16 protein-coding genes and 1 tRNA gene are annotated in these 15,911 nt (G+C 53.9%); 9 read left to right on the top strand and 8 right to left on the bottom strand.

Annotated features, from left to right (window positions below; translation table 11 throughout):
• Positions 1-23: 23 nt before the first annotated feature.
• The 3 genes from FHW71_RS03875 (at position 24) to ompC (ending at position 5,044) form a co-directional block, all read left to right on the top strand.
• A complete protein-coding gene (locus tag FHW71_RS03875) occupies positions 24-2,156 on the top strand; it encodes a type I secretion system permease/ATPase (protein WP_179450048.1) in 2,133 nt (710 codons plus the stop codon).
• Positions 2,153-3,322: an HlyD family efflux transporter periplasmic adaptor subunit gene (locus FHW71_RS03870; RefSeq protein WP_179450050.1), complete on the top strand. Its 1,170-nt coding sequence runs from the start codon at positions 2,153-2,155 to the stop codon at positions 3,320-3,322. The genes FHW71_RS03875 and FHW71_RS03870 overlap by 4 nt, the downstream gene beginning before the upstream one ends.
• Before the next feature lie 597 nt (positions 3,323-3,919).
• On the top strand, positions 3,920-5,044 hold the full coding sequence (ompC, locus tag FHW71_RS03865; RefSeq protein ID WP_008105096.1) for a porin OmpC: 1,125 nt from the start codon (positions 3,920-3,922) through the stop codon (positions 5,042-5,044).
• Positions 5,045-5,068: 24 nt separating this feature from the next.
• Here ompC and FHW71_RS03860 read toward each other — a convergent pair whose 3' ends face one another.
• Positions 5,069-5,632 (bottom strand): TetR/AcrR family transcriptional regulator, encoded by a 564-nt coding sequence (locus FHW71_RS03860; protein ID WP_179450052.1) that lies wholly within the window; start codon positions 5,630-5,632, stop codon positions 5,069-5,071.
• Between the two features lie 93 nt (positions 5,633-5,725).
• Between FHW71_RS03860 and FHW71_RS03855 the strand changes: the two genes are divergently transcribed.
• A complete protein-coding gene (locus FHW71_RS03855) occupies positions 5,726-6,181 on the top strand; it encodes a nuclear transport factor 2 family protein (RefSeq protein WP_179450054.1) in 456 nt (151 codons plus the stop codon).
• A gap of 3 nt (positions 6,182-6,184) precedes the next feature.
• On the opposite strand, the gene FHW71_RS03850 is transcribed toward FHW71_RS03855, so the two are convergent.
• Together FHW71_RS03850 and FHW71_RS23940 are read right to left on the bottom strand one after the other, a co-directional pair.
• Complete coding sequence (locus FHW71_RS03850) at positions 6,185-6,343, bottom strand: hypothetical protein (RefSeq protein ID WP_176973727.1); 159 nt, start codon at positions 6,341-6,343, stop codon at positions 6,185-6,187.
• Between the two features lie 147 nt (positions 6,344-6,490).
• Complete coding sequence (locus FHW71_RS23940; RefSeq protein WP_008105089.1) at positions 6,491-6,604, bottom strand: hypothetical protein; 114 nt, start codon at positions 6,602-6,604, stop codon at positions 6,491-6,493.
• A 141-nt stretch (positions 6,605-6,745) separates the two neighbouring features.
• Between FHW71_RS23940 and apbE the strand changes: the two genes are divergently transcribed.
• From apbE to FHW71_RS03835, 3 genes are all read left to right on the top strand, one after another.
• Complete coding sequence (gene apbE, locus FHW71_RS03845) at positions 6,746-7,783, top strand: FAD:protein FMN transferase ApbE (protein WP_179450056.1); 1,038 nt, start codon at positions 6,746-6,748, stop codon at positions 7,781-7,783.
• Between the two features lie 11 nt (positions 7,784-7,794).
• Positions 7,795-8,436, top strand: coding sequence for a DNA oxidative demethylase AlkB (gene alkB, locus FHW71_RS03840; protein ID WP_179450058.1), 642 nt, complete (start codon positions 7,795-7,797; stop codon positions 8,434-8,436).
• A gap of 185 nt (positions 8,437-8,621) precedes the next feature.
• On the top strand, positions 8,622-10,274 hold the full coding sequence (locus tag FHW71_RS03835) for a multidrug ABC transporter permease/ATP-binding protein (protein ID WP_179450060.1): 1,653 nt from the start codon (positions 8,622-8,624) through the stop codon (positions 10,272-10,274).
• A gap of 156 nt (positions 10,275-10,430) precedes the next feature.
• On the opposite strand, the gene FHW71_RS03830 is transcribed toward FHW71_RS03835, so the two are convergent.
• Positions 10,431-11,153 carry a 4'-phosphopantetheinyl transferase superfamily protein gene (locus tag FHW71_RS03830; RefSeq protein WP_179450063.1) on the bottom strand — a complete coding sequence of 241 codons (723 nt, stop codon included), beginning with the start codon at positions 11,151-11,153 and terminating at the stop codon, positions 10,431-10,433.
• A 77-nt stretch (positions 11,154-11,230) separates the two neighbouring features.
• Entirely contained in the window at positions 11,231-11,434 is a 204-nt protein-coding gene (locus FHW71_RS03825) for a hypothetical protein (protein WP_008105079.1), read from the bottom strand.
• A gap of 358 nt (positions 11,435-11,792) precedes the next feature.
• Between FHW71_RS03825 and FHW71_RS03820 the strand changes: the two genes are divergently transcribed.
• Positions 11,793-12,506, top strand: a complete 714-nt coding sequence (locus FHW71_RS03820; protein WP_179450065.1) for a hypothetical protein — start codon at positions 11,793-11,795, stop codon at positions 12,504-12,506.
• A 63-nt stretch (positions 12,507-12,569) separates the two neighbouring features.
• Here the strand turns inward: FHW71_RS03820 and FHW71_RS03815 are convergent.
• From FHW71_RS03815 to FHW71_RS03805, 3 genes are all read right to left on the bottom strand, one after another.
• Positions 12,570-12,646: transfer RNA gene (locus tag FHW71_RS03815), tRNA-Pro, on the bottom strand.
• Between the two features lie 70 nt (positions 12,647-12,716).
• Complete coding sequence (gene yejM / locus FHW71_RS03810) at positions 12,717-14,471, bottom strand: LPS biosynthesis-modulating metalloenzyme YejM (protein ID WP_179450067.1); 1,755 nt, start codon at positions 14,469-14,471, stop codon at positions 12,717-12,719.
• A gap of 22 nt (positions 14,472-14,493) precedes the next feature.
• Positions 14,494-14,721 (bottom strand): YejL family protein, encoded by a 228-nt coding sequence (locus tag FHW71_RS03805; protein WP_036648480.1) that lies wholly within the window; start codon positions 14,719-14,721, stop codon positions 14,494-14,496.
• 158 nt (positions 14,722-14,879) lie between these two features.
• On the opposite strand from FHW71_RS03805, the gene yejK reads away from it, so the two are divergent.
• Entirely contained in the window at positions 14,880-15,884 is a 1,005-nt protein-coding gene (gene yejK / locus FHW71_RS03800; protein ID WP_154181563.1) for a nucleoid-associated protein YejK, read from the top strand.
• Positions 15,885-15,911: the final 27 nt, after the last annotated feature.

Below are 15,911 nucleotides of genomic sequence, written 5' to 3'. Positions count from 1 at the left end.
TCATTTCTCACGGGACAACAGGGATGACTGCACAACCCTTCAACAGCGACAACGGCATCGCGGCGATGCTGCGCGTGGCGGCACGCTTCGGTAAACCAGCAGACGCCAGCACGCTGCGTCAGCAGATGCGCTGGTTTCAACATCTGGTACCCACGCAACAACTAGAACGTTTAGCCGGGCTGTTAGGCCTGCATTTCATGCTGGTGCCGCATAGCAAACTGCGCTGGCGGCAGGAAATTGTGCCGATATTGCTGCTGCTGGAAAACGGCAGCGTGGCGTTGATTGAAGAGGTGGATAGCAAGGGTGGCGTGCGTTACTGGCTGAGCGAAAGTGGCGATGTGGTGCGCGCAGGTCAGCTGCAGGATTTGTTACTGCAGGCCGACATGCAAGTTGGCGTAATTGGCGTGGCGGCACGGGCGCGCGATGCGCGCATCGACGAGTTTGTGCAGCCGTATCAGCCGCACTGGTTTTGGCATAACTTTCGTGGCATGAAGCGGCGCATCGCGGAGATCAGCCTGGCATCGCTGGTCGGTAACGTGCTGGCGTTGGCGGGCATTTTGTTTTCCATGCAGGTCTACGATCGGGTGATTCCGGCGCAGTCGCAGCCGACGTTGTGGGTGCTGTTTGCCGGTGTGGTGCTGGCTGCGGCGATCGAGTATCTGATTCGCCTGATGCGCACCCAGGTTTCCGATCTGATGGGCAAACGCATCGACCTGAAAATATCCGCCATGCTGTTTGCGCGGGCGATGAATATCCGCAACGAAGCGCGTCCGCGTTCCACCGGCTCCTTTATTGCCCAACTGCGTGAAATTGATCAGGTACGCGAACTGCTGACTTCGACGACGGTGAATGCCGCCGCCGACCTGCCTTTTGTGCTGCTGTTTCTGCTGATCATGGCGTCGATTGGCGGCTGGCTGGTGCTGATTCCGTTACTGGCAATTCCGCTGATTGTCATTCCCGGCTTGCTGGTGCAGATCCCAATGGCGCGGCTGGCGCAGGAAGGGCTACGTGAAAGCGCGCTGCGTCAGGCGGTGCTGGTGGAAACCCTCGAAGGCGTTGAAGACATCAAAGCGCTGCAAGCGGAACCCTATTTTCAGCGGCAATGGGAGCAAACGCACGAAGTCAGCGCGGCCATCAGCAATCAGCAACGTTTGTGGGGTGCGCGCCTCACCGGTTGGTCGGCCAGCGTGCAGCAGCTCACCTATGCCGGCATGTTGGTGTTCGGTGTCTATCTGGTGCTCGACAATCAGATCACCACCGGCACGCTAGTGGCGTGCAGCTTGCTCTCGTCACGCACCATCGCGCCGCTAATGCAGCTCACCATGGTGTTCTCGCGCTGGCAGCATGCTAAATCGGCAATGAAAGGGCTGGATGAGCTGCTGAAAAAGCCGCTCGACCAACCCGATCACGCCTCGCTGGCGCACTGTCCGGTGCTGACCGGCAGCTATCAACTGCAAAACGTGCATTACCGCTACGAAGAGGAGAGCGGTAATAGCGTGCTTAACATTCCGCAGCTGCAGATCACGCCCGGCGAACGCGTGGCGATCCTCGGTAAAGTCGGCGCGGGTAAATCGACGCTGCTGAAAATGCTGGCCGGGCAGGCGCGCGCTAGCCAGGGAAAAGTGCTGGTGGACGGCGTCGATCTCACCTGCATCGATCCGGTCGATCTGCGGCGTCAGCTTGGCTGGCTGTCGCAGGATGCGCGGCTGTTTTTCGGTACGCTGCGCCAGAACCTGCTGCTCGGGAATCCGCACGCCAGCGAGCAGGAGATGCTGCAGGCGCTGCGCATCAGCGGCGCGTTAGCGCTGGTGCAACAGGACGCTGCCAGCCTCGATCGCATTATTCATGAGGGCGGACGCGGCTTGTCCGGCGGCCAGCGGCAAATGGTGCTGCTCAGTCGGTTGATTCTGCGCCAGCCGCAGGTAGTGCTGCTGGATGAACCGACGGCGGCGATGGATGAACAGCTGGAAGCGCAGGTGATTCGTCAGCTGGCGCAATGGGTAACCGGGCGCACGCTGGTGCTGGTGACGCATCGTCCCGCGCTGCTACGCATGGTTGATCGCATTATCGTGATGGATAACGGCCGTATTGTGGCTGATGGCGCGCGCGACGAGATTCTGCGTCATGCCGCCAGTAAAAAAGGAGATGCGGCATGAGCGTGGTGTTGCTGGATAAAGAGCTGGCGCGGCGTGAACGTCATACCTCGGCCATCATCTGGCTGTGCGTGGTAGCGCTGCTGCTGTTTCTGCTGTGGGCGCACTTTGCGGTGCTGGATGAAGTGACGGTGGGCATCGGCAAAGTCACGCCTTCCAGCCGCGCGCAGATCATTGATAGCCTCGATGGCGGCATCGTCAAACAGCTCGATGTGCACGAAGGCAATATTGTGCAACGCGGCGAGGTGCTGGCAACGCTCGATCCCACGCGCTTTCAAACCAATTTTGGTGAAGCGATTGCGCGGGTACGCACGCTGCGTGCCTCCTCTGAACGTTTACAGGCCGAGCTCAGCGATACGCCACTGAAATTCAGTACCGATATCCTGCAACATCCCGAGCTGGTGGCGCGTGAAACGCAGCTCTATCAGGTACGGCGGCAGAACTTTATCGAGACCATCGGTAATTTGCAGCAATCGCTGACGTTGGTGCAGGCAGAACTCAACGTGACGGAACCGCTGATGCTGCGCGGGGCGGCGGGGAAGGTGGACGTGATTCGTCTGCGTCGCCAGGTGAGCGATCTGCGCGGCAAAATCGACGAAGCGCGCAACGATTATTATGTGCGCGCTCACGAAGAGCAGGTGAAGAACAACGGTGAGCTGGATGCGCAATTGCAGGTGGCGGCGGGAAAACAGGATCTGTTGACACGCACCACGCTGATTTCGCCGGTACGCGGCATTGTGAAAGATGTGCGCGTCACCACCGTGGGCGGCGTGCTGGAGCCGGGTGGCAAGCTGATGGAGATTGTGCCGCTGGAGGATCAGCTGCTGATTGAGACGCGCATCAATCCGCGCGATATCGGCTACATTCGCCCAGGTTTGCCTGCGGCAGTGAAGATCACCGCCTACGACGCTTCCATCTATGGCGATCTGCGCGGAGAAGTCGAAACCGTTTCACCCGATACGTTGCAGGACGACGTGCGCCACGACGAATTTTACTATCGCGTCTATGTGCGCACGCAAAAAGCCGAGCTGACCAATAAAAGCGGACGCAAATTCGCCATCATGCCCGGCATGGTGGCCAATGTTGAAATTAAAACCGGTCAGAAAACCGTCATAGATTATTTACTTAAGCCGCTGAATAAAGCGAAGGAATCACTGCGTGAGCGTTGATAATCTGCACCGGCTATTATTGCAGCAATCTTTGTTACGTGCCGAAATTAACATTGCCATTTTAAGACTATGAATTGAACAAAATGTGCGGAAAGAGACAAATAATGCGTAGCGATTATTGTGGTTAATTTGACCCGCATAATTAACTTTACGCAATATAAGGTGACACCTGAATTTCTGGCAAAAAAATGCCGGGCAATCTAGCCCGGCGGGAAATTAGGGTAAATCAAATCATTCGGGGTGAATGAAGGTAATAATGAAATAAATGATGATAGCGGGGATAATTGTATGCTCTGGATAGGTTAGAGTTTTGTCATTCAGTGCGGAAATGCAACTTATGTAATCTTATGTTTTTAAACGATTAAATTATATGTTGTCAAAAAGTGCTATATTTTTTACCTATCTGTGCTGGTTATTAGTTCCCCGATATTTACATCCTGAAATAACTATTAAATAGAATGAAACAGTTTTGGAAATTTAGTAGCATTTTCGTGATAGATTATTGCCCAACATAAAATAACAATGGCTTGCCGGCTGAATTTTTAATCGTTCAGCTCGCAGTGGCAAAAATAAAGGCACATTAAAGAGGGTAATAAAATGAAACGTCGCGTTCTCTCCCTGATGATTCCTGCATTGCTGGTTGCAGGATCAGCAAGCGCAGCTGAAATTTACAACAAAGATGGCAACAAATTAGACCTCTACGGCAAAGTGGATGGTCTGCATTATTTCTCTGATAACTCTAGCTCAGACGGTGACCAGTCTTACCTGCGTTTTGGCTTCAAAGGTGAAACTCAGGTGACCGATCAGCTGACCGGTTACGGCCAGTGGGAATATCAGGCAGCACTGAACACTGCAGAAAGCGAAGGCACCGCTAATAGCTTTACGCGTGTTGGTTTTGCTGGTCTGAAATTTGGTGATGCAGGTTCATTCGATTACGGCCGTAACTACGGCGTGATGTACGATCTCGGCGCATGGACTGACGTTCTGCCTGAGTTCGGTGGCGATACCTACGGCGCGGACAACTTCCTGTTCCAGCGCAGCAACGGCCTCGCAACCTATCGTAATACCAACTTCTTCGGTTTAGTCGATGGCTGGAACTTCGCGGTTCAGTATCAAGGCAAAAACGACAACCCAACCGAATCTACTGGCTCTGGTCGTGATGTACTGGGCGAGAACGGTGATGGCTACGGTCTGAGCACCACTTATGATCTGGGTTCAGGTTTCGGTATTGGTGCAGCGATGTTCCAGTCTGACCGTACCAATAACCAGAATGGTAATAATCCGCGCACTGCTAACATTCTTGGTCGCGGTGATAAAGCCGAAGCTTACAGCGGCGCGCTGAAGTATGACGCTAACAACGTTTACCTGGCCGCAATGTACAGCCGTTCATATAACGCGACGCGTTTTGGTGCGAGCGATAGCGGCACTGTTTACGGTTACGCTAACAAAGCAGATAACTGGGAATTGGTGGCACAGTACCAATTCGACTTCGGCCTGCGTCCATCTCTGGCATTCGTCTCTTCTCGCGGGACTGACATCGAAGGTTACGGCAGCCAGAACCTGAAGAAATACATTGATGTAGGCGCAACTTACTACTTCAACAAAAACATGTCGACCTATGTTGATTACCAGATCAACCTGCTGGACGACAACAACTTCACCGACGCAGCCGGTATCAATACCGATGACGTCGTAGCGCTGGGCTTGGTTTACCAGTTCTAAGGGTGATGGAGCGTGACTTGCCGGTCACGCTCCCGTTTTCAGTAGCGCATTCAGCGCGGCACGCAGCACCTCGACCACCAGTTCCGCATCCTCGCCAATCTGTACCTGCACAATCGCTCCCTCAACCAGCAACACCATTTGCGCCGTTTTTACCTGCTGCTCAGGCATCAACTTGTCGCTTATCGCCTGCGCCATCTCACGCTTATGCTGACGAATAATTTCGCTGGCTTCCGGTAACGTGCTGCCCAGTTCCGCCGCGGTATTGATAAACGCGCAGCCGCGATAATCGTCATCCCTGAACCAGCTCAGTAACGCTGCGGGCAGGGCATCGATCAACGCCGCGTGCTGATTCAGCGCATGACGAAACGCCAGCATCCAGCGCTGATGACGCTGCTGCAAAAACGCCAGCACCAGCGCATTTTTCGCCGGAAAGTGACGATAGAAAGTCACTTTAGTCACGCCCGCTTCTGCAATCACCTTATCCACGCCGGTGGCACGAATGCCCTGTTGGTAAAACAACTGCTGCGCGCACAGCAAGATACGATCGCGCGCGGATGCGCTGGCATCAAAGATCAGAGGTTCAAGCATAAAAAATTCCTTGTGTGCATGTAGACAGAATTGTCTACATACGGCAGGATGAATCAAGTAGACAGACCTGTCTACATAATCGGGAGAAATAACATGCTGGTGCCACCGTTCAATCAACAAACCGCGTTACAGAAAGTCCGCATGGCGGAAGATGCCTGGAACAGCTGCGATGCGCAGCGTGTTTCGCAGGTGTACAGCGAAGACACGCGCTGGCGCAATCGCAGTGAATTCGTTAATGGGCGCGCAGAAGTCGTGACCTTCCTGCAGCGCAAGTGGGTCAAAGAGTTGGATTATCGACTGATTAAAGAGTTATGGACGTGGCACGAAGATAAGCTGGCGGTGCGCTTTGCCTACGAATGGCATGATGACAGCGGTAACTGGTTCCGCAGCTATGGCAATGAGAACTGGCACTTTGGCGCCGATGGTTTGATGATTCAGCGATTCGCCTGCATCAACGATCTACCGATTAGCGCCGACCAGCGTCTGTTCCACTGGCCAGCTGGCACGCGTCCGGACGATCATCCGGGCCTGAGTGAGTTGGGGCTGTAGCGGTTACTGCATACCGCGCCATTTTTTGGCTTTGGGCGCCGGTTGCGGCGGCGGGTTGGTGATGGCGGTCAGGCTGCCTTCCATCGCGACACCCGCCAGCGTAAAGGCGGAGAAGCTAAGCCAGTGCTGCCATTTACTGTTTTGTGTTTTAGTATTTTCCATTCTGCACCTCGCTGAAGTTCAACTCATCTTCAACAATGCAGCATTCATGCCAGCGCACCGCTCTCAGCGCCACGCGCCTTGCAGCGACTTTGCTACACTGCGCCAGCGCTGAAGCGGTGCAGAAGGGTGATTTTCTGGTGCAATAATTTAACGTCGGCGTGCAGGATAGTGCTGAATCAGGCGATGGCGGTAAGTCTGCCAACATTTGAAGCTGCCATAAATAAATAGCGCGGCGGTAATTGCGACAATCATATAAACCATCTGATGCTCCTGTAGGTATAACGTTGCAGGAACCGCTTATCCTGTGTCAGCGTTTATCGAACATCAAGCAACTTTAGACTGCTTTACAAGCGAGTTATGCTTTGTAATTGGCTGTAGTAATGCGTTACAGATGAGGAATTGATGCGTTTTCAGAATATTCTGCTAATTAGCCTGCTGGCATTGGGACTCAGCGGTTGCGAAAAAAACAGTAGCCAACCCGCGTTGGTACTGGAAGGCAAAACCATGGGAACCGTGTGGCGCGTCAGTGTTGCCGACGTTGATCAACAGCGCAAAGCGGCGTTGCAGCAGCTGATTCAGCAACAGCTGGATCGTGATGACGGCGAACTCTCGACATGGAAAAGTGATTCGGTGCTGTCGCGCTTTAATCAGTATCAAGGTAATACTCCGCAGCCGGTGAGCGCCGATATGGCGGATATCGTCACTGAAGCGCTGCGAATTGGGCACAAAACCTCGGGTGCGATGGATATTACCGTCGGCCCGCTGGTCAATCTGTGGGGCTTTGGCCCGACAAAGCAACCGGCGCACACGCCCAGCGAGGCGGAAATCGCCGCCGCTAAAGCGCAGACCGGTTTGCAGTATCTGCGCGTCATTCAGGGCGTTGACGGCCAATGGCTGCAGAAAGATCTGCCCGGCTTGTATGTCGATCTCTCGACCATGGGCGAAGGTTATGCCACCGATCACCTGGCGCGCCTGATGGAGCAGCAAGGTATCACCAATTATCTGGTTTCGGTGGGCGGCGCGGTATTGAGCCGGGGCGTTAATGCCAATCAAAAGCCGTGGCGCGTGGCGATCCAGAAACCCACCGATCGCGAAAACGCGGTGGAAGCGCGCGTTGATCTGCAAGGGCACGGCATCAGCACTTCCGGCAGCTATCGCAACTATTATGAACTGGACGGCAAACGCATTTCGCACGTCATCGATCCCACCACGGGAAGACCGATTGAGCATAAGCTGGTGTCGGCGACGGTGATTGCCACCACCGCGCTGGAAGCGGATGGCTGGGATACCGGCTTGATGGTGCTCGGCAGCGAACGCGCTAAAGCGTTGGCGTTAAAAGAGCATCTGGCGGTTTATTTGATCAGCAAGCAGGGCGACGGCTTTACTCACTGGATGTCGCCGCAGTTTAAAACCTTCCTCATCGATCAGGCATCTCAATAAAGGAGGCGCACATGCTGGATTTATTTAGTGACGAAGCGCCGTGGCAGGAACCGCTGGCGGAAGGCGCGGTGATTCTACGACGTCGTGCCCGCGATCAGGCTGATGCGCTACTGGCGGCGATTCACGACATCGCTGCTAAAAATCCCTTTGCCCATCGCATCACGCCCGGCGGCCATCGCATGTCAGTGGCGATGACTAACTGCGGCGATTTTGGCTGGTCCACCGATTCGCGCGGCTATCAATATACCGAGCAGGATAGCAACAGCGGACACCATTGGCCGCCGATGCCCGCGCTGTTCCGCGAACTGGCGCAGCACTCCGCGCGTGAAGCGGGCTTTGCCGGTTTCAATCCTGATGCCTGCCTGATTAACCGCTACGAACCCGGCGCAAAACTGACGCTGCATCAGGACAAAGATGAGAAGGACCTGCGCCAGCCGATTGTGTCGGTTTCATTAGGATTGCCAGCGGTGTTCCAGTTCGGTGGTTTCGAACGCGGCGATGCCACCCAGCGCGTGCTGCTGGAACATGGCGATATTGTGGTGTGGGGCGGGCCATCGCGCCTGCGTTATCACGGCATTTTGCCGCTCAAACCCGGCATTCATCCGCAGGCAGGCGCGTTCCGTTTCAACCTGACTTTCCGCCGTGCTTTTTAGGCACTTTCGGCGTTTATATGCAGGTGCGCATGAATGCGCACCCTACGAAACCCCGCCATATATCCGTAGGGTCGCCATTCATGGCGACCAATTCATTCAGGCAACTAAGAGATGAGAATTATTCTTGCTATCAGCCAAGGCGACATTAAACTGCAGGCTGCTTTATTGACCGCTGGAACCCTTTGATGGCATTGCTGCAAGTCGTTTTTCGCCAGTACCGCTGGCCTTTTATTGGCGTTATTCTTCTCACGTTGTTAAGTGCCGTGCTCGGTATCGGCCTGATTGCCTATATCAATAATGAGCTGATCGTCGCGGTGAATACCTCGATTTCGGTGCTGCCAAGTTTCCTTGGCCAACTGTTCCTGCTGATGGCGGTGACGCTCGGCTCACAGCTGGCGTTGACCATGCTCGGCCACCACTTTGTCTGGCGGCTGCGCGGCGAATTCATCAAACGGATCCTCGACACGCGCGTGGAGCGCATCGAACAGATCGGCAATGCCCAGTTGCTGGCCGGTCTCACCAGCGATGTGCGCGCCATCACCATCGCCTTCGTGCGTTTACCCGAGCTGATTCAGGGCATCATTATTACGCTCGGTTCGGCACTTTATCTCGCCTGGCTCTCGCCGAAAATGCTGCTGATCACCTGCCTGTGGCTGGTGGTGACGCTGGTTGGCGGCTGGTTGCTGGTGTCACGGGTTTATCAGCACATGGCTAAGCTGCGTGAAATCGAAGATGACCTATATCGCGATTTCCAGACCATTATTGAAGGGCGCAAAGAGTTGCAGCTCAACCGCGAACGTGCGCAGCTGATTTACGACAGCGTTTATCAGGAAAATGCCAAAAGCTATCGCCACCATATTGTGCGTGCCGATACCTTCCATCTCAGCGCGGTGAACTGGTCGAATATCATGATGCTGGGCGCGATTGGCATCGTGTTCTTTATGGCGAACGGATTGGGCTGGGCCAACACGGCGGTGGCGGCAACCTATTCGCTGACGCTGCTGTTCCTGCGCACGCCGCTGCTGGCGGCGGTTGGCGCCTTGCCGACGCTGCTTAGTGCGCAGGTTGCCTTTCGCAAACTCAACACCTTCGAACTGGCGCCGTATGAAGAAACTTTTAAAGCGCTGCCAAAAGTCAGCGACTGGCAAACGCTGGAACTGCGCGATGTCTACTTCCACTATGGCGAGCACGGATTCCAGGTTGGGCCGATCAATTTGACGCTGCGTCGCGGCGAGCTGGTGTTCCTGATTGGCGGCAACGGCAGCGGAAAATCGACGCTGGCGATGCTGCTCACTGGCCTCTATCAACCGCAGTCGGGCAGCTTACTGCTGGACGGCAAAGTGGTTGACTGGCAAAACCTCGATGCGTATCGCAAACATTTCTCGGCGGTGTTTACTGACGTACATCTGTTTGATCGCTTGATCGGCGACCAGGGGCAACCGGCCAATCCTGCGCTGGTGCAGCAGTGGCTGGAGCGTCTGAAGATGCAGGATAAACTCAAGCTGGAAGGTAACAAGGTGCTCAATCTGCAACTGTCGAAAGGGCAGAGCAAGCGACTGGCGCTGCTGCTGGCGGCTGCTGAAGAGCGCGACATCCTGCTGCTCGACGAATGGGCAGCGGATCAGGATCCGCATTTCCGTCGCATCTTCTATCGTGAGCTGCTGCCGTGGTTACAGGAATCGGGCAAAACGGTGTTCGCCATCAGCCACGACGATCACTACTTTATCCATGCCGATCGCTTGCTGGAGATGCGCGAAGGTCAGCTGAGTGAGTTGACCGGCAACGAACGCGAGATGGCAACGCTGGATGCGGTGCAACGTACCGATACCGGCCATTAACGCCAGCCGGGAAAGCTTAGCGAAAACCCTTATTGGGCAAGAGGTTGCGGAGTGAGTAAAGTGACTCCCAGCAGAAATCCTCGTTTCTGCGTCCCTGGAACACTTTTCTGTCGTCTTGTGTTGTCACCGGCTCGGGTTTATTTCTGAGCCGGTTTTTTATTTTGGTAGCGGATGCGTCAGCAGTGTAATCACGCGGTTTCCAGCCAGCCAGAAACGCGCCTGCAGCAATACTTCCGTGGTGAAATGCCTATCAAAATCCCGACACAAGCGCAGCGTTGCGCGGCCTTGCTGCACGTCCAGCTCTACGACTTCCGCCTGAAGAAAATCCATCGGCTGATGCAACTGCGGCCACAGCGCTTTGTAAACACTCTCTTTCAGTGAAAACAGCAGCGTAGCGGCCTGGGCAAAGGGCAAAGGTTGCGCCATCAGACGCTGCTTTTCCGCCGTGTTCATTAACATCTCAGCAGTTTCATTAGCGGTTTCCTCCGCCATTATCTGCTCAACGTCCACGCCAATGCACAATGGCTCGCGCGTCGCAGCCATCACCGCAACGCTGTGCGTGTGCGACAGCGACGCCTGAATGCCGGCGGGCCATAGCGGTGAACGATCAGGTGCATTACACAATACAAAATGCGGTAAGCCGAAGTGCGCAAGGTTTTGCTGCACCAGCCAACGACTCGCGAGATGCTCGGCTTTGCGTTTGGTCACCGCGCACTGTAGCGACGCGGGCAGCGGCAATTGCCACGCCTGATGCAGTTCGGCATGCCAGTGTTGTTGATCAAATTCACACCAGGCGATCGGTACGACATCCAGCGACATGCCAGCAGCGCGGATAAACGGGGAAGAGGGCAGAACAAGCGGCGTTTGAGAGGCGAACATAAAAAATCACGGCTGACGGAAAACGTAGTTTTACCAGTCAGCCGGATGGAGAGCAAGCCAAAGGGGCTCGCCTACTTTTAGTTGTTTGGCGGAATCGCCATACCTTTAATCTGCACCACGAAGTGCTGATGGCCTTTGGTGATGCGCGCACCGCGATCGCACCAGCGCGAGGCGAGACGGAAGAAATCGTCGCTGCCGATATCGTAAGCCAGTTCAACTTTATTGATACCCGAGTGCAGGAGTTCTTCCGCATCCTGCAGGTTTTTTGCTTTGATGACCATAATGGTTTCCATCGAAAAAACAAGAGACCTAAGAGTAAGAGAATTCTGTGACAGTTTTGTTTCAGTTTGATGAAGTGCTGTCATATTTATCCAGAAATGTGATCTGGCTAGGGTTGGGTTGCTTTCGGTAAGTTACTGATTAAAAGTCATTTATAACCTTCAGATTGGCGATAATCTGATATTTCTTCTGATCTCTAAAGAGATGGGGGCGTGGCGGAAAAATTTAATCTTCCAAATCGGGATCACAAATAAACCGTGTATTTCTATATAAGAGACGTTTGAGGGTGACGTAGGTCAAATTTATAAACAATAAGAAGTGTATAAATACGTCAACTTAATTCGAATCGGAAATTAACAAGTGAAACCTACCTTTGTTGCTTTATTCATTAGCATGGCTGCTTTTAACCTGAATGCTATGGATTTTTCACAGGCTCAGGAAGGCGTTAGCCATTCAAGTCGTATGGCATCCGCTGCACAAGCTCGTATTAATGATGCCCAAAGCCGAGCTTACGAAAGTGGCACTTTACACGATCGTAATGATGCTCAAATGATGAATAGCGCAAGCGAAGCAAGAGCAAATGCAATAGCTGAGGAACGTGGATATGCCGCTGCACTGGCCAATGCTGTCAATACTCAATCACAACAAGATGCTAATTATGGCATTAAAGGCAATGCAAACCTGACAAACCAGGTAAGGGATATGCAGCAAGCTGTTTCCTATTCAGGTATGTCGCCACGTCAGGGATATGGGGCAACTATTAATGTTGCTGTAAGCAGTTTGAAACCAGATGCAAAAGTCAGTGTGACAGTGAACGGAGTTACCAAAGTGACTACGGCCGCTGCTATTACCGCGGTTAATCCAGAAGCACAAATTGCCGTCTCACATGTTTCCGCCTTTCAGGCTAATCCGGGCAAAGGTTCCAAAAATGATCAAGGCTCATCACATTCTGTTGGTGGCAGCGGCAATGGTGCTAATAATGCTGCTAACACTCATAGCGCGCATGGCTTAGGTGGTGGTGATCATATTGGTGGTGGTTCAGCAATGGGCGGTGGATTCCACGGTAGCTGGTAAGCGAGACTATTGAGATATGAAAAAGGGACTATCCCGAAAGATAATCCCTTTTTCGCAGTGATTTGGTCGGCACGAGAGGATTTGAACCTCCGACCCCGGACACCCCATGACCGTGCGCTACCAGGCTGCGCTACGTGCCGAACGTGGAAGAATATTACTGTTTCCGCGCACGATTGCAATATGAGCAGCATTTAACTGCCTCATAATTAATCAGTTTGCGACGAATCGCTTCTCTTCCGTCAGCACCTGCAGCAGCAACGCCAACTGCGGTTTATGATCTTTCAGCTTGTGACCCTGCGCATCGTAAGCGCTGTAGCTGCCGTTGTTATTCAGCACCAGCGTCACGGTTGGCGTGGTCACCACCAGTTTGCCATCTTCGCTGCTCGCCACCCAATCGTGGCTGCGTTGCGCGGCAAACAGATCTTCACCCTGCGAGAAGTTGGCGGGGTTGGTGCGCACGTGCAGCAGACGCTGCATCAGCGTGGTCATAACATCCTGTTGATCGGTCAGGCGATCGATGGTTTGCGCGGGCGTGTTAGGCCAATGCACCACCAGCGGCACCTGCAAGGTCGCACGATTACCTGGATTATCATCGTTGCTATCAAGATTAACCGCACGCTGCGCCGTAATCACCACCACGGTGTTTTTCAGCAAATCGCGATCCTGCAAGGTTTGCAACACCGCATTAATCTGCTCATCGACACCGCTTGCCTGACGCGTATAGCTGCGCTGGCGCGCCTTCAGGTTGTCGCCATTAACCGTGACACCGTTCAGGGCAATCCACGAGAACCATGGTGCGCTGTTTGCTCTCTGGCCGTTGAGCCAGTTTTGCCACTGCGTCACCGTGGTGCTATTCGGCTGGGTATCGGCCTGCGGCAGCGAATAGTCTGCTAATAAAGCCTGACGATATAGCGGTTGGCTAAAGCCGTCCGATGAGAACAAGCCAAACTGATAACCTTGCGCATTCAGCGCATTGAGCAGGGCCGAAGGCGTGCGCGATGCTAAGACGCCATCCATATAGCTGGAAGAGATGCCGTAGAACAGGCCAAACAGCCCTTTTTCCGGTTGCAGTCCCGCGCTGTAATGTTGGGTGAAGCGCACGTTTTCGCTGGCGAATTGATGTAGCGACGGCAGCGCTTTTTCCACCGTGGCGTTGTTCAGGCCATCAACGGTCAGCACCAGCAGATTGTGGCGCGTACCGCCATCGCGGAAGGTAATGTCACTCAGCGGATACTGCACTGACAACGCTTCCGGATCGCCCTGTTGCACCAGACGGCGCTGATACTCTTGCGCATCCAGCAAACCGTGACGCTCAAGGAAGCGACGCGCAGTCATTGGATAGGAGAGCGGCAGATTGGCGCGCTGCATAGTAATCGGGCGATAGAAGTTAGCATCGGCCCAGATATACAGCAGATGGCTGGCGAAGAAGGCGCTGATAAACAGGGCGGCCAGCGGCTTGCCGAACGAGCGCCGATTAAGGCTGCGCAGTTTTTGCCAGCTCCAGGTCGCGAATAGCATTTCGACGAGGAAAATCAGCGGCACGCTAATAAACATCAGCTGCCAGTCACGCGCCATCTCACTTTGATCGGGGTTAATCACCAGCTCCCACACCACCGGATTAAGGTGCAAATGGAAGCGGCTGAATACCGCGCTATCGACCATTATTAGCGTCAGCCCGGCGGTGGCGATAATCGCCGACAGCACCCTCAGCAATCGCTGTGACATCACCACAAAGGTGAGCGGGAAAATGATCAGCAGATAGCCCGCGAAGACAATGAAACTGAAATGACCGATCCAGCTGGTAAAGGCATAGATACGTCCCGCGAGCGACGCGGGCCAGTCGGCGACCAACAGGTAGCGGCTGCCTAATATAAACGCGAAGATAATATTAAACAGGGCAAACCAATGCCCCCAGCTGATCATCTGGGAGACTTTTTCGCGGTAGCGCTGCCGGTTGGTTACCATATTATGAGGTCAAATCTGCATATTAATGAGCGTTATCGTCGCGTACGGATGACTGCAACGCATCCGCGAAAGATCGTGCCAGAGTGCGGCGTTGAGCCGGTGAAACGCTGGTATTGATCAAGTTAGTTACCATGTTACCCAATACCATCAGGGAAAGGTCGGTTGGCGCTTTGTCTTTTTCAAGAATCTGCGCCATCTCTGCGAGGAGCTTTTCCACGCGTTCGTCACTGTAACGGGATGATTGTGGCATATCGTCGTCTAATCAAGGGTGAAAAGGCGGTATATTACCGTAACAACGCACTTTTTTCCGCAATTTTATCGCAAGCAGAGCGATCAGTTTGTGCTGGTAGTTGAAAGCGGCTGCGGGCGGTGTTTGAATACGCGCCTGAGCTAAAAGGAGAGTCTACCATGAGTCTGGATATCGACCAGATTGCCCTGCATCAGTTAGTTAAACGTGATGAAAACCAGCTGGAACTGGTACTGCGCGACACTTTGCTGCCCGCGACCCGCGCGGTTGAAGAGATGGCAGAAGAGCTGCATCGGGTTTACAGCGCCAAAAGCAAAGCCTACGGCCTGTTTAACGAGGACAGTGAACTGGCCGATGCGTTGCGTAACTGCCGCAAAGGGGAAGATGACTTTCTGGCATTTAGCCGTGCGGCAACCGGACGTCTGCGCGATGAGCTGGGTAAATATCCCTTTGCGGAAGGCGGCGTGGTGCTGTTCCTGCACTATCGTTATCTGGCCGTCGAATATTTGCTGATTGCGGTTCTCAACAGCCAGTCGAGCATGCGCGTGAATGAACAGCTGGATATCAGCAGCACGCATTATCTCGATATCAATCATGCGGATATCGTGGCACGCATCGATCTCACCGAGTGGGAAACCAACCCGGAATCCACCCGTTATCTCACCTTCCTGCGCGGGCGCGTAGGCCGTAAAGTGGCGGATTTCTTTATGGATTTCCTCGGTGCCAGCGTCGGTCTGGACACCAAGGCACAAAACCGTGGCTTGCTGCAAGCGGTGGATGATTATTGCGCCGAATCGGATCTCGATAAAAATGAGCGCCAGAACTATCGTCAGCAGGTTTACACTTACTGCAACGATCAGCTGCAGGCGGGCGAAGAGATTGCGCTGCACGATCTCTCCAGCGAATTACCGCCGCTGGGTGAAAAAACCTTCCAGGCGTTTACTCAGGAGCAGGGGTACGAGCTGGAAGAGACCTTCCCGGCGGATCGCAGCACCTTGCGCCAGTTGACCAAGTTCGCTGGTAGCGGCGGTGGCTTAACCCTGAACTTTGACGCCATGCTGCTTGGCGAGCGCATCTTCTGGGATCCCACCACCGACACGTTGACCATCAAAGGCACGCCACCGAATCTGCGCGATCAGTTGCAACGTCGGACCAGCAGTAAATAAATTTCAACCATAAAAAAACGCCGCATA

Source organism: Enterobacter sp. Sphag1F (genome assembly GCF_014193275.1).
Classification (GTDB): Bacteria; Pseudomonadota; Gammaproteobacteria; order Enterobacterales; family Enterobacteriaceae; genus Pantoea; species Pantoea symbiotica.
The sequence above is the reverse complement of the archived record's forward strand: the minus strand, read 5'-3'. Positions and strand labels throughout refer to the sequence as shown.

Coding starts and splice junctions, on each gene's coding strand:
- FHW71_RS03875 (WP_179450048.1), top strand. CDS start 24: ATGACTGCACAACCCTTCAACAGCGACAACGGCATCGCGGCGATGCTG.
- FHW71_RS03870 (WP_179450050.1), top strand. CDS start 2,153: ATGAGCGTGGTGTTGCTGGATAAAGAGCTGGCGCGGCGTGAACGTCAT.
- ompC (WP_008105096.1), top strand. CDS start 3,920: ATGAAACGTCGCGTTCTCTCCCTGATGATTCCTGCATTGCTGGTTGCA.
- FHW71_RS03860 (WP_179450052.1), bottom strand. CDS start 5,632: ATGCTTGAACCTCTGATCTTTGATGCCAGCGCATCCGCGCGCGATCGT.
- FHW71_RS03855 (WP_179450054.1), top strand. CDS start 5,726: ATGCTGGTGCCACCGTTCAATCAACAAACCGCGTTACAGAAAGTCCGC.
- FHW71_RS03850 (WP_176973727.1), bottom strand. CDS start 6,343: ATGGAAAATACTAAAACACAAAACAGTAAATGGCAGCACTGGCTTAGC.
- FHW71_RS23940 (WP_008105089.1), bottom strand. CDS start 6,604: ATGGTTTATATGATTGTCGCAATTACCGCCGCGCTATTTATTTATGGC.
- apbE (WP_179450056.1), top strand. CDS start 6,746: ATGCGTTTTCAGAATATTCTGCTAATTAGCCTGCTGGCATTGGGACTC.
- alkB (WP_179450058.1), top strand. CDS start 7,795: ATGCTGGATTTATTTAGTGACGAAGCGCCGTGGCAGGAACCGCTGGCG.
- FHW71_RS03835 (WP_179450060.1), top strand. CDS start 8,622: ATGGCATTGCTGCAAGTCGTTTTTCGCCAGTACCGCTGGCCTTTTATT.
- FHW71_RS03830 (WP_179450063.1), bottom strand. CDS start 11,153: ATGTTCGCCTCTCAAACGCCGCTTGTTCTGCCCTCTTCCCCGTTTATC.
- FHW71_RS03825 (WP_008105079.1), bottom strand. CDS start 11,434: ATGGTCATCAAAGCAAAAAACCTGCAGGATGCGGAAGAACTCCTGCAC.
- yejM (WP_179450067.1), bottom strand. CDS start 14,471: ATGGTAACCAACCGGCAGCGCTACCGCGAAAAAGTCTCCCAGATGATC.
- FHW71_RS03805 (WP_036648480.1), bottom strand. CDS start 14,721: ATGCCACAATCATCCCGTTACAGTGACGAACGCGTGGAAAAGCTCCTC.
- yejK (WP_154181563.1), top strand. CDS start 14,880: ATGAGTCTGGATATCGACCAGATTGCCCTGCATCAGTTAGTTAAACGT.